Below are 12,284 nucleotides of genomic sequence, written 5' to 3'. Positions count from 1 at the left end.
GTAGCGACCCTGGTCAAGTGGTCTATTAGTCCACACTGAAGATTTCAAGTACGTCGAAGCTGTTAGGGTGGCGCGGTGACCTTGCCGGAGCCGGTGCGCGCGGAGCTCGACCGCGTGCGGCACGCGGCGCTGGTGGACTACGCCGCGCTGGAGCAGGTCCGCCGCCGGTTCGACGTGGAGCAGGCCGACGCCCTGGCGGGCTACCTGCGCGCCGCCCAGTCCCCCAACACCCTGCGCGCCTACCGCTCCGACTGGGTCGCGTGGGCCGCGTGGTGCGAGGCCGAGGGCCGCACGGCGCTGCCCGCGGACCCGGTGGACGTCGCGGTGTACCTGGCGGTGGCGGCCGACACGACGAAACCCGACGGCTCCCCCGCGTTCGGGCCGTCCACGCTGGAGCGCAAGGCGGCGGCGATCGCGGCGGTGCACGCGGCCGGCGGGCTGCCCTCCCCCACGCGGTCGGACGTCGTGCGCCTGACGCTGCGCGGTGTGCGCCGCACCCGGCAGGCCCAGCCGCGGCGCAAGCGGCCGGTGCTGCTGGGCACGCTGGAGGCGTTGCTGGCGGAACTGCCGCCGCCCGGCTGGCCCACCGGGGTGGCGCGGCGACGTGACGCGTTGCTGCTGCTGGTGGGGTTCGCGGGCGCGTTGCGGCGCAGCGAGCTGGCGGCGGTGGCGCTGGAGGACGTCACGGTGGACGTGGACCCGCGCACGCACGAGCCGCTGCTGCTGGTCGAGCTGGGCGTGACGAAGACCGACCAGACCGGCGCGCACCGGCAGCGCGTCGTGCTGCCCCGCGGGGCGCGGCGGCCGACGTGCCCGGTGTGCGCGTTCGCGGACTGGGTGGACGTGCTGACCGCGCCGGACGCGCGGGCGTTGCTGGCCGACGAGGGCGAGCCGGCGGCGACGCACCGCTGCCACTCCTATCGGCCCGACCCCGCGCGCGGGCCGCTGTTCCCGTCGGTGACCAAGCACGGCCGGGTGGCCGGCCGGTCGATGTCGGACCGGGCGGTGTCGGACGTGGTGAAGCGGTACGCGGCGCGGGCGGGGCTGGACCCGGCGCTGTTCGGCGGGCACTCGCTGCGGGCGGGGTTCGCCACGCAGGCGGCGCTGGGCGGCGCGAGCGACCGGGAGATCATGCGGCAGGGCCGCTGGACCAACCCGCGGACCGTGCACCGCTACATCCGCACGGCGAACCCGTTGGAGGACAACGCCGTCACCCGCCTCGGACTGTGATCAAGAGCGCACGGTCGGTTGTTAACTTCTAACACGCCCGGTCCTTCCGGGCGGAACCGAACGGGCTAGCCGGTTGGCGCGCCAGGCCGCTTGCGCGGTTTGTTTCGGCGCTGTTTCCACCGGCCTTGAGCTGGGCTTTTGTCCCTGGGCTCGCCTGGGGCGGGCGGGCTGACCTGCGCCGGTGCCGCGACACCGCCGAACGCCGCGCGCGTCACGGGGCGTTCACCGGCGTGTCGACGCCAATACGATCGTCGGCACGAGGCCGCCCGCCCCGGCCAAGCGCACCGTGGCCCCCGGACTACCCTGCACTGTCCGGGGGCCACGCGCTGCTCACGCGCCGGTGCCGCCGCCCACGACCGCGTCGGAGGACGGCGGTTCCTCGGCCTTCTCCGGCGGCGGCACGAGGGCCGACAGGTCGCCGCCGTTGTCGTTGACGCGCAGCACGAACGGCCGGTGCTCGGTGTACTGGACGACCGACACCGACGCCGGGTCGACCACGATCCGCTGGAAGCCGTCGAGGTGGACGCCGAGCGCGTCGGCCAGCACCGCCTTGATGACGTCACCGTGGCTGCACGCGACCCACACCGCGCGGGGGCCGTGCTCGGCGGTGACGCGGGCGTCGTGGGCCCTGATCGCGGCCACGGCCCGCGACTGGACGGTGGCCAGGCCCTCGCCGCCGGGGAACACCGCGGCGGACGGGTGCTGCTGCACGACCGACCACAGGGGCTCTTTGAGCAGGTCCTTGATCTCGCGCCCGGTCCACTGGCCGTAGTCGACCTCGGCGAGGTCGGGTTCGACGGTCGCGTCCAGGCCGAGCCGGTCGAGCAGCGGCGCGAGGGTCTGCCGGCAGCGTTGCAGCGGCGAGGTGACGACGGCGGCGACCGGAATGCCGGCGAGCCGGTCGACCAGTGCCGCGGCCTGCTCCTCGCCGCGTTCGGACAGTGCCACGCCGGGTTGGCGGCCCGCGAGCACGCCCGCTCCGTTGGCGGTGGAGCGGGCGTGTCGCAGCAAGATCACGGTAGCCACGGGGCCAACCCTATGTCGGGTTGATGAGCCCCATCGACAGCAGCCCCATCAGGACGATGCCGAGCAGCAGCCGGTACCACACGAACGCCGAGTAGCTGTGCTTGGAGACGTAGCGCAGCAGCCACGCGATCGTGGCGTAGCCGACCCCGAACGACACGATCGTGGCGACGATCATCTGCGGCACGGAGGCGGCGTTGGGCTCGGCGCGTTCGAGCACGTCGGGGATGCTGAACAGGCCCGCGCCGAACACGGCGGGCAGGGCCAGCAGGAACGAGTAGCGGGCCGCGGAGGCGCGGTCCAGGCCGAGGAACAGGCCCGCGGTGAGGGTGCCGCCGGAGCGGGACACGCCGGGGATCAGCGCCAGCGCCTGGGCCAGGCCCATGCCGATGGCGTCCTTGAGCTGGAGCTTGTTGCGGATGTGCTGGGCGAACTGGTCGGCCAGGCCGAGCAGCAGGCCGAACACCACCAGCACGGTGGCGGTGATCCACAGGTTGCGCAGCGACGACCGGATCTCGTCCTTGAACAGGTAGCCGAGCACGCTGATCGGGATGGACCCGATGATCACGTACCAGGCCATCCGGTAGTCCTCGGTCTTGCGCGCGGCCTTGCTGAACAGGCCGCGGAACCAGGCACCGATGAAGTTGCCGATGTCCTTGGCGAAGTAGATCAGCACCGCGACCTCGGTGCCGAGCTGGATGACCGCCGTGAACGAGGCGCCCGCGTCGTTGCCGAAGAACAGTGTCGAGACGATCCTGATGTGACCGGACGAGGAAATGGGCAGGAATTCCGTGAGTCCTTGGACGAGTCCGAGGACGATGGCCTGCAACCAGCTCAACTACCCACTCCTGCCAGATCCAGAGCTTCGATCGCCGTGCGGAGCGCGGCGATCCCCTGATCGAGATCTTGCAGCATGGGCGAAAGGGTGAGTGTGGTGACCCCCGCTTCGGCGAACGCGCGCATCCGGTCGGCGACGCGCTCCTTCGGGCCGAGCAGGGCGGTGGCGTCGAGGAAGTCGACCGGCAGGGCCGCCATGGCGCCCTGGTAGTCCTTGGCGAGGTAGCGCTCCTGGACCTCGGCCGCCTCGGCGGCGAAGCCCATGCGGGCGGCGTTGTCGTTGTAGAAGTTCTTCTTCCGGCTGCCCATGCCGCCGACGTACAGCGCGGTGTAGGGGCGGATGACGTCGGCGCACGCGCGCCAGTCGTCGCCGACGACCAGGGGGACGGTGGCGGCGATGTCGAACCCGTCGAGGGTCTTGCCCGCCTTCTCGCGGCCCGCGCGCAGCGACGCCAGCACGTCGCCGGAGTGCTCGGGCGACAGGAACAGGGCCAGCCAGCCGTCGGCGATCTCGCCCGCGAGCTCGACGTTGCGGGGGCCCATGGCGGCGAGGTAGACGGGGATGTGCTCGCGCACCGGGTGCACGGTCAGGGTGAGGGCCTTGCCGGGGCCGTCGGGCAGCGGCAGCGTGTAGTGCTCGCCGGAGTAGCTCAGCCGTTCGCGGCGCAGGGCGGCGCGGACGATGTCGACGTACTCGCGGGTGCGGCCCAGCGGCTTGTCGAACCGCACGCCGTGCCAGCCCTCCGACACCTGCGGGCCGGACACGCCCAGGCCCAGCCGGAACCGGCCGCCGGACAGCGAGTCCAGGGTGGCGGCGGTCATCGCGGTGGCGGCCGGCGTCCGCGCCGGGATCTGCAGGATCGCGCTGCCGACGTCGACGCGCTCGGTCTGCGCGGCCACCCACGCCAGGACCGTCGGCGCGTCGGAGCCGTAGGCTTCGGCGGCCCACACCACCGAGTAGCCCAGTCGGTCGGCTTCCCTGGCCAGTTCGAGGTTCGCGGCGTCGTTGCCCGCGCCCCAGTACCCGAGGTTCAGTCCCAGTCGCACGACCCGGGACCCTACCGGTCGGTAACCTGGTCCGCCAGGGCGGGTGTGCCCCGATCGTGACGGGATTGGGCCTGCACCGCGCGCGTGCCACGACCCGCCGGTAAGTCGATCACCCTTTAGGCTCCCCCGCGTGGAACAGCGATACCTCGGGCGCAGCGGACTGCGGGTCTCCCGGATGGCCCTGGGCACGATGACCTGGGGCCGGGACACCGACGCGGACGAGGCGGCCACCCAGTTGCTGGCCTTCGCCGAGGCCGGCGGCACCCTGGTGGACACCGCCGACGTGTACGTGGAGGGCGAGAGCGAGCGGATCCTGGGCGGCCTGCTGGGCGAGGTCGTGCCCCGCGACGAGCTGGTCGTCGCGACGAAGGCGGTGGCGCGGCGCAACGACGGCCCGTTCGGCGGCGGCGCGTCGCGCGGGGCGCTGCTGCACGCCCTGGACGGGTCGCTGCGCCGGCTGGGCGTGGAGCACATCGACCTGTGGCAGCTGCACGCGTGGGACCCGAACGTGCCGCTGGAGGAGACGCTGTCCGCGCTGGACGCGGCGGTGGCGTCGGGCAAGGTCCGGTACGCGGGCGTGTCGAACTACTCGGGTTGGCAGCTGGGCACGGCGGCGGCGCTGCCGGGCCACACGCCGCTGGTGTCGACGCAGGTGGAGTACTCGCTGCTGGAGCGCGGCGTGGAGCGGGAGGTCGTGCCCGCGGCGCAGCACCACGGGATCGGGCTGCTGCCGTGGGCGCCCTTGGGGCGGGGCGTGCTGACCGGCAAGTACCGCAACGGCACGCCGTCGGACTCGCGGGGCGCGTCGGCGCACTTCGCCGGGTACGTGGAGCAGCACCGCACGGAGCGGGCGGCGCGGATCGTGCAGGCGGTGGCGACGGCGGCGGACGGGCTGGGCACGAACGCGCTGTGCGTGGCGCTGGCGTGGGTGCGCGACCGGCCGGGCGTGGTGGCGCCGGTGGTGGGCGCGCGGGACACGGCCCAGCTGCTGGGGTCGCTGGCGGCGGAGGAGCTGACGCTGCCCCCGGCGATCCGGGCGGCGCTGGACGACGTGAGCGCGGTGGAGTTCGGCTACCCCGAACGGCCGATGGGCTGAGCCGACCGGCCGGTCGGACCTGCGCGCTGCCGGAGAAGGTGTCCGCGCGGTGTTCAGCGCAGGGCGTCGTCCACGAGGCGGAACCAGTCCCGCACGTCGCCGAGCCGGTCCTCCAGCCAGGTGGCGACGTCGGCGGCGAGGTCGAGGGCGCGGGGTGTGCGGACCTGCCCGGCTAGATGCTCGACCAGGGTCTGGATGCGGCGCACGGGCGGCGGGTGGTTGCCCGCGAACGGGAGGGTGAGGCCGAGCTCGTCGGCGAGCCGGTCGGTGACCTCGTGCAGGAACAGCACCAGCAGCACGGCGGCGACCAGGCACGGCTCGTGCGCCTCCAGCTCGCGGTGCCCGAGGTCGTCGAGGCTGCGCAGCATGATCACGGCGGCGATCCGGTCGGCTTCGTGCTCGCGGCGCCAGCCGACGGACTGGGCGTCCAGCGGGCCGACCGGCGTGTCGGGGTCGGTGCGGCGGCGCGCGTGCCGCAGGTGCCCGGCCAGCACGTGCCCGACCTCGTGGGCCAGCACGAACTGGGTGGCGCGCCGCGCCATCAGCGAGACCAGCGCGGCGCGCTGCCCGGACAGCTCCGGCAGCGGCCGGGCCTGGACCGCGCCGTTGCCGTACAGGTGGGCGTTGACGGCCTCGGCCAGCGCGTAGGACGCCTGCTCCGCGCTCAGCAGGGGCGGTGCGCCGTAGTTCGGCAGGGCGCCGGTCATGGTCTTGAGCACGGCCCCGAGCAGGTCCGGCAGCGCGGTGTTGACCAGGACGAGCACGCCGCGGCCGGGCACGGGGACGCTGAGGGCGTCGAGGGTGCCGGTGGGGAACACGCCGGCCAGCACGGGCGTGGGGGTGTCCCAGCCGGCGACGCGGGCCAGGTGCAGCACCTCGGGCTGGAGCGCTTCGAGGGTGCGTTGCTGCCGGTGCAGGTGCGCGGACCGGTACGCGCCGGGCCGTACCCGCACGTCCACCAGCCGCCCGAGCAGGTCGGGCAGCGGTTCGGCGGCCACCTGGGTCCACGTGTGGTAGCGCGCGGCGGTGTCGGCGGGGTGCGCCGGCGGGTCGAGGTGGTCGACCACCCGCCGGTCCCGCAGCAGTTGCACGTGCCGTTCCCGCAGCTCCTCGACCGTCATCGCGACGCCTCCCCGTTCACTGGGGTTAGTCGCCGGACGGGCCCGAGGGGTACGGGTGGCGGCCGACTATCACCTGCCCAGACCAACGACAACACCCGCCCCCTGCGTGACGATGGTGGTTCGGTGATGGATGCTGGGAGGGCTGAACGGGGTCGACTGGGAGGTCCGACGTTGCGCCGACTGGCGGCGGTAGTGCTCACCGGGGTCGCGTTGGTCTCGGGCTGCGCGACCGAGGAGAACCCGGCCGATCCGCTCCAGCTCGCGGCGACGTTGGAGCCCGCGCGGCCCGCGGCGTCGCCGGAGCAGTCGACGGTCCCGGAGGGCCGCGTGGTGCCGCTGGGGCGGGCGACGTCGGTCGCGGTCGCGGGGGGCCGGGTGGCGGTGGCGCTGGCCGATCCGCCGTCGGTGGCCCTCTACCCCATCGACGCGGCGGGTGACCCGGTCGTGGTGGCGTTGCCCGGTCCGGCGGAACGACTGGTGACCGTCGGTGACGCGGTGGAGGCGGTGGTGCCCGCCGGTGTCGTGGTGACCATCCGGCCGGACGGGACCTCGTCGCAGCGCGCGGTGGACGGCGCGCCGGTGGACACCGCGCGGGTGGGCGACCGGACGTTGGTGGCGCAGCGCGACCTGCGGCAGGTGTCGGTGGACGGGCACGTGGTGCGCGGCATCTCCAGCCCGGACCGGCTGGTGGCGGTGGGCGACGCGGCGGTGGTGCTGGACCGGCCGCGCAGCGCGGTGTTCGACCTCGACCCGGCGGCCGACGGCCCGGGAGCGGGGCTGCGGGCGGGCGAGGGCGCGACGAACGCGGTGGCCGACCGGTTCGGCCGGGTGTTCGTGGTGGACACGCGCGGCGGTGAGCTGATGGCGTTCTCGACCGGGCCGCTGATCATGCGGCTGCGCTACCCCGTGCCGGGCGAGCCGTACGGGATGGCGTACGACGAGGCGCGCGACCTGGTGTGGATCACGCTCACCGGGCGCAACGAGGTCGTGGCGTTCGACGTGGCCGGCGCGGAGCCGGTGGAGCGGCACCGGTTCGCCGCGGTCCGCCAGCCGGACTCGGTGGCGGTTGATCCAGGCAGCGGGCGCGTGTTCGTCGCGTCCGGGGACGGCGCAGGGATGCAGGTGATCGGATGATGGGCGAAGGGGTGGTCGACGGGGACTGGGAGTACCGGCCGCTGCGGCTGCCGGCCGGTGTCTCCCGTCGCACGGCGACGACGCAGCTGGCGATCCACGCGGAGTTCTCGGGGTGGGAGCTGTCGCGGACGCTGCTGTTCGGCGACGGTTCGCGCAAGGTGTGGCTGCGCCGCAAGCGGACGGCCGCCGTGATGCCGGGTGTGATCACCTAGGACCGGTCCGTCGCGGTCTTCGCGGGCGTCACCGCTTCGGCGGCGGCGGTGGGTCTCTCGGCCCGGGAGTCCCTGGGGGTCGTCGGCTCGGCCGACCACCACAGGTGTGGTACCACAGGTGTGGTGAAGCGGGCTTCACCTGCGGCTTCGACCCGGAATCCTCCACTGTGGACGGCCTGGTCCGCCTCAGTGGACGACGGCCCAGGTGCGCACGGCCGGGTCGACGAGGACGTCGAGCACCGCGGCCGGCCGCCCGGCCGCGGTGGCGCACGTGTGGTGGTCGCAGCGGTGCTCCACCCCGAAGCCGACGCCGCCCGGCGGGGTGATCCACAGCGTCAGCAGGTACGCGGTGCCCTCGCCGTCATCGATGTGCTCGACCCCGACGACCTGCGCGCGGACCGGCACCGCGGTGGCGCGGAACGCGGCGGTCGCGCGCGCGTCCTCGGCGGCGGTCGCGCCGAGGCTCACCGCGGTGGAGATCACCAGCAGGGACGCGACCACCCACAGCGCGACTTCCCACCAGGTGTCCGAGCGCGCCACCGTGATCGTGCCGCCGACGAGCACGCCGACCGCGACGACGGCCGAGAGGATCCGCTGCGCGCGGGCCGAGCGCGGGCTGACCAGCCGCACCTGCGAGGGGTTCGGCGGTGGGGCGGCCACCTCGCGAGCGTAGGCGACACTCCCCCGACGCCGCGTGCTGTTCCGCGAACCGGGCCGGTCGACGGGGTCAGTCGGCGTCGGTGAGGGCCGCGGTCGGGTCGCGGTGCGGGGTGCCGGTGGGCCACCAGTCGCCGTCGACGGACCGGTAGGGGTACCAGCGGCCGTCGCGGCCGTAGCGGACCTGTCGGTCGTGGACGGTCCAGCGGTTGCGCCACACGGTCGGTTCGGGCAGTTCGCCGCTGTCCCAGGCGGCGCGGGCGCGGGCGGTGTCGGTCTTGCCGGGCGTCCAGGGGTGTTCGAGGACGTCGAGGGCGGTCGCGCCGCCCTGCCGCCACGCGCGCACGGCGTGGGGGTCGGCGTCGAGGCGGTCGCGCAGGGCGGGGTGCGCGGCGGCCATGCGGATGTGGTCGCGGCGGTCGTCGGGCGCGGGCCACCGGCCGGTGGCGAGGACGTCGCGGGCCTTGGCGGCGGCGTCGGCGACGAGCAGCCGCAGCACCTCGACGTCCAGGCCGGGCGCGGGTTCGAACTCGGGCAGGGGGCCGAGCTCGCCGGGCGGCGGGTCGTCGGGCAGGTCGGGGACCGGTCGGGCGTAGGCGGCGGTGGCGAGGACGCCGCCGCCCGCGGGTCGGGCACCGGCGACGACCTCGTCCTGGTCGCGGCCGCGCAGGAGCAGCAGCACCCACGGGTCGGCGTCGAGCAGCCACGACGCCTGGTGGCACAGGGCGGCGGCGTGGCGGCACGGCAGTTCCCAGCCGGGGCAGGTGCACTCGGGGTCGAGGTCGCCGATGCCGGGCAGCAGCGGCACGCCCGCGTCGGCGGCGGCGTCGGCGAGCTCGCGGGGCATCTCGCGGTCCAGCAGCGCGGCGAGGTGGCCCGCCTTGGTGGCGATCTGGCGGAGGAACCGGTTCCACTCGCCGTCGGTGAGCTCGGTGACGCGGACGACGGTGTGGTAGGTGTCCTCGGTGTCGTAGACGGTGGCGGCGAGGCGGCCGGGGCTGACGGTGATGGTGCCGACGAGGCCGGCGTGGGCGTACTTGCGGCCCTGGCGCAGCGGCGCCTGGTCCAGCGAGGTGTCCTCCAGGGCCTGCAACCACGCCTTGCCCCACCAGGAGGTGGCGCGGCGCACGCCCTTGCCGAACGGGGGGAAGCCCTTGACGCGGTCGCTCACGTGCCGCTCCTGAGTTCGACCAGGTTGCCCAGTTCGTCGTCGGACAGTTCGGTGAACGCGGCGTCGCCGCGGGTGAGGACGGCGTCGGCGAGGTCGCGCTTGGCGCGCAGCATCGCCGCGATGCGGTCCTCGATGGTGCCCTCGGCGATGAGGCGGTGCACCTGCACGGGCCGGGTCTGGCCGATGCGGTGCGCGCGGTCGGTGGCCTGGTCCTCCACGGCCGGGTTCCACCAGCGGTCGTAGTGCACGACGTGGTCGGCGCGGGTGAGGTTGAGGCCGGTGCCCGCCGCTTTGAGCGACAGCAGGAACACCGGGCACTCGCCGTCCTGGAAGCGGCGGACCATGTCGTCGCGGGCGGGGACGGGCGTGCCTCCGTGCAGGAGCTGGCTGGTGACGCCGCGCGCGGCGAGGTGGCGTTCGATGAGGCGCGCCATGGCGACGTACTGGGTGAACACGAGCACCGCGCCGCCCTCGGCGAGGATCGTGTCGAGCAGTTCGTCCAGCAGCTCCAGCTTGCCCGACCGGCCGGCGAGCTTGGGCGCGGTCTCCTTGAGGTACTGGGCGGGGTGGTTGCAGACCTGCTTGAGGCCGGTGAGGAGCTTGACGACGCGACCGCGGCGGGCGATGCCGTCGGCCTCGCGGACCTCGGCCATGAGCTCCCGCACGACGGCCTCGTAGAGCGCGGCCTGTTCGCGGGTGAGCGCGACGGGCTGGTCGGTCTCGGTCTTGGGCGGCAGCTCGGGGGCGATGCCGGGGTCGGTCTTGCGGCGGCGCAGCAGGAACGGCCGCACGAGGCGGGCGAACCGCTGCGCGGTCTCGTGGTCGTGGTCGGCCTCGATCGGGCCGGCCCAGCGGGCCTTGAACCGCGCCCGCGTGCCGAGCAGGCCGGGCGTGGTCCAGTCGAGGATCGCCCACAGCTCGGACAGGGTGTTCTCCACCGGGGTGCCGGTGAGGGCGACGCGGGCGCGGGCCGGGATGCGGCGCAGCGCCTTGGCGGTGTCGGAGGCCGGGTTCTTCACGTGCTGCGCCTCGTCGGCGACGACCAGGCCCCAGTCGACGGCGGCGAGCCGGTCGGCGTCCAGGCGCATGGTGCCGTAGGTGGTGAGCACGAAGCCCTCGTGCGCGACGTCGCGGCGCGGGCCGTGGAAGCGGCGGACGGGCACGCCGGGCGCGAAGCGCTCGATCTCGCGCTGCCAGTTGCCCATCAGCGACGCGGGGCACACCACCAGGGTGGGGCCGGGGTCGTGGTGGGGCCCGGCGGTGCTGTTGCGGTGCAGGTGCAGGGCGATGAGGGTGATGGTCTTTCCCAGGCCCATGTCGTCGGCCAGGCAGGCGCCCAGGCCGAGCGAGGTCATCCGGTCCAGCCAGCGCAGGCCGTGCAGCTGGTAGTCGCGCAGGGTCGCCCGCAGCTCGGCGGGCTGGGCGATCGGCGCGCCGTCCAGGTCGGCGAGGCGGGACTTCAGCTCGTCCAGCCAGCCGGTGGCGGCGACCTCGACCTCGACGCCGTCGACGTGGGTGGTGCCGGTCAGGGCCGCGCCGAGCGCGTCGATCGCGGTGACGGGCTTGAGGGCGCGTTCGCGGGCGCGGCGGGCGAGTTCGGGGTCGACCAGGGTCCAGCGGTCGCGCAGCCGCACCACGGGCCGGGTGGCCTCGGCGAGGCGGTCCAGCTCGTCGGGGGTGAGCGGGTCGTCGCCCAGCGCGAGCTGCCAGTTCACGGAGGTGAGCTGGTCGGGGCCGAAGAACGCGGGCCGGTCGGCGGGCCGTTCGCCGATGACGACCTTCGCGGACAGGTCGCGCACCAGGTCCTTGGGCCAGTGCACGTCCACGCCCGCGCCGGCCAGGCGGACCGCGCCGGTGGCCAGCAGGTGCCCGATGTCGGAGTCGAGCAGCGCGACCTCGTCGGGCACGGCCTGGTCGAGCAGCCGCTCCAGCGGCGGCCACGCGCGGGCGGCGCGGCGCAGGGCGATCATGGCGTCGGCCCGGGACCGCTGGTTGGCCGAGGCCCACAGCTCGGCGGCGTCGACCACGCGGGCCGGGTCGGCCAGGCTGTGGACCTGCACGACCGCGCGGAACGGGCCGAAGCCCTCGATCCGCAGGGAGATGCGCACGCCCTGGTCGGCCCAGTCGCGCAGGTGCGGCACCCGCTGGGGCGTCATCGAGGCGAACGCGGGCGCGCCGGCGGCGTGCACGGCCGCCGCGCCGCGCGGCATGGTGTCGGCGACGGCGTCGAGGAAGGCGCGCAGCAGCGGTTCGGCGTCGGGCAGCTCGAGCGGGTCGCGGCCCGGCAGCGGCACCGCGCGGGCGTGCGCGGGCATGGCGTCGGCGAGGTCGCGGACGCGGGCGTGGTCGGCGGCGTCGAGCGGGCCGAGCAGCCACGCGTCGAAGTCGCCGTCGGTGACCGCGGGCCGCACCCGGCCGCGGGCGACGAGCTGGAGCGCCACGACCACGGCCGCGCCCCAGAACGCGGTGGCGGGGTGGGCGTGCGGGGTGCGGCGGGCGCGACTGAGCAGCGGAACGGCCTCGGCCACGGGCAGGCGCAGCGCGGGCACGGTCCGCCGTGCGCCGTCGGGCGTGGCGACGGTGAGCCGGTCGGGGCCGGGGACGCCGTGGGGCTCGGACCGCGTGCCGGTCCGGTCGGGTGTCCGCCGGTCGGGCCCGCTGTCGTCGGCGGAGGGAGGCGGGTCTTCGGCGTAGAAGGCGACGGTGGACGTGCGTGGCGGGTCGGCGGCCTCGAAGACGGCCGCGTACCGCTCCAA

Annotated in this window: 11 protein-coding genes; 4 read left to right on the top strand and 7 right to left on the bottom strand. The window is 74.8% G+C overall.

Going from position 1 to position 12,284, the window contains the following annotated elements:
* The first annotated feature begins 75 nt into the window (after nt 1-75).
* On the top strand, nt 76-1,230 hold the full coding sequence (locus ACIQMJ_RS20865) for a site-specific integrase (RefSeq protein WP_499762653.1): 1,155 nt from the start codon (nt 76-78) through the stop codon (nt 1,228-1,230).
* 330 nt (nt 1,231-1,560) lie between these two features.
* Here ACIQMJ_RS20865 and ACIQMJ_RS20860 read toward each other — a convergent pair whose 3' ends face one another.
* The 3 genes from ACIQMJ_RS20860 to ACIQMJ_RS20850 are packed head-to-tail and all read right to left on the bottom strand — an operon-like array spanning nt 1,561 to nt 4,137.
* Nucleotides 1,561-2,256 carry a histidine phosphatase family protein gene (locus ACIQMJ_RS20860; RefSeq protein WP_499762652.1) on the bottom strand — a complete coding sequence of 232 codons (696 nt, stop codon included), beginning with the start codon at nt 2,254-2,256 and terminating at the stop codon, nt 1,561-1,563.
* Between the two features lie 10 nt (nt 2,257-2,266).
* The gene (locus ACIQMJ_RS20855; protein ID WP_499762651.1) at nt 2,267-3,091 is read right to left on the bottom strand and encodes an undecaprenyl-diphosphate phosphatase; all 825 of its coding nucleotides are present in this window, start codon (nt 3,089-3,091) and stop codon (nt 2,267-2,269) included.
* The gene (locus ACIQMJ_RS20850; protein WP_499762650.1) at nt 3,088-4,137 is read right to left on the bottom strand and encodes an LLM class F420-dependent oxidoreductase; all 1,050 of its coding nucleotides are present in this window, start codon (nt 4,135-4,137) and stop codon (nt 3,088-3,090) included. The genes ACIQMJ_RS20855 and ACIQMJ_RS20850 overlap by 4 nt, the downstream gene beginning before the upstream one ends.
* A gap of 130 nt (nt 4,138-4,267) precedes the next feature.
* Between ACIQMJ_RS20850 and ACIQMJ_RS20845 the strand changes: the two genes are divergently transcribed.
* On the top strand, nt 4,268-5,233 hold the full coding sequence (locus ACIQMJ_RS20845; protein ID WP_499762649.1) for an aldo/keto reductase: 966 nt from the start codon (nt 4,268-4,270) through the stop codon (nt 5,231-5,233).
* 53 nt (nt 5,234-5,286) lie between these two features.
* Here the strand turns inward: ACIQMJ_RS20845 and ACIQMJ_RS20840 are convergent, their stop codons facing one another.
* The gene (locus ACIQMJ_RS20840; RefSeq protein WP_499762648.1) at nt 5,287-6,354 is read right to left on the bottom strand and encodes a phage exclusion protein Lit family protein; all 1,068 of its coding nucleotides are present in this window, start codon (nt 6,352-6,354) and stop codon (nt 5,287-5,289) included.
* Nucleotides 6,355-6,525: 171 nt separating this feature from the next.
* On the opposite strand from ACIQMJ_RS20840, the gene ACIQMJ_RS20835 reads away from it, so the two are divergent.
* Together ACIQMJ_RS20835 and ACIQMJ_RS20830 are read left to right on the top strand one after the other, a co-directional pair.
* Nucleotides 6,526-7,488 (top strand): YncE family protein, encoded by a 963-nt coding sequence (locus tag ACIQMJ_RS20835; RefSeq protein ID WP_499762647.1) that lies wholly within the window; start codon nt 6,526-6,528, stop codon nt 7,486-7,488.
* A complete protein-coding gene (locus tag ACIQMJ_RS20830) occupies nt 7,488-7,700 on the top strand; it encodes a DUF5703 family protein (RefSeq protein ID WP_499762646.1) in 213 nt (70 codons plus the stop codon). Before ACIQMJ_RS20835 ends, ACIQMJ_RS20830 begins: the two co-directional genes overlap by 1 nt.
* 186 nt (nt 7,701-7,886) lie before the next feature.
* Here the strand turns inward: ACIQMJ_RS20830 and ACIQMJ_RS20825 are convergent, their stop codons facing one another.
* The 3 genes from ACIQMJ_RS20825 to ACIQMJ_RS20815 form a co-directional block, all read right to left on the bottom strand.
* The gene (locus tag ACIQMJ_RS20825) at nt 7,887-8,360 is read right to left on the bottom strand and encodes a hypothetical protein (RefSeq protein ID WP_499762645.1); all 474 of its coding nucleotides are present in this window, start codon (nt 8,358-8,360) and stop codon (nt 7,887-7,889) included.
* A 67-nt stretch (nt 8,361-8,427) separates the two neighbouring features.
* A complete protein-coding gene (locus ACIQMJ_RS20820) occupies nt 8,428-9,528 on the bottom strand; it encodes an SWIM zinc finger family protein (protein WP_499762644.1) in 1,101 nt (366 codons plus the stop codon).
* Nucleotides 9,525-12,284: an SCO1167/SCO6262 family helicase gene (locus ACIQMJ_RS20815; protein WP_499762643.1), complete on the bottom strand. Its 2,760-nt coding sequence runs from the start codon at nt 12,282-12,284 to the stop codon at nt 9,525-9,527. Before ACIQMJ_RS20815 ends, ACIQMJ_RS20820 begins: the two co-directional genes overlap by 4 nt.

This window comes from Actinosynnema sp. NPDC091369 (assembly GCF_044757065.1).
GTDB lineage: Bacteria > Actinomycetota > Actinomycetes > Mycobacteriales > Pseudonocardiaceae > Actinosynnema.
Note: the sequence above shows the minus strand (reverse complement) of the source record. Positions and strands in the feature narration are given on the sequence as shown.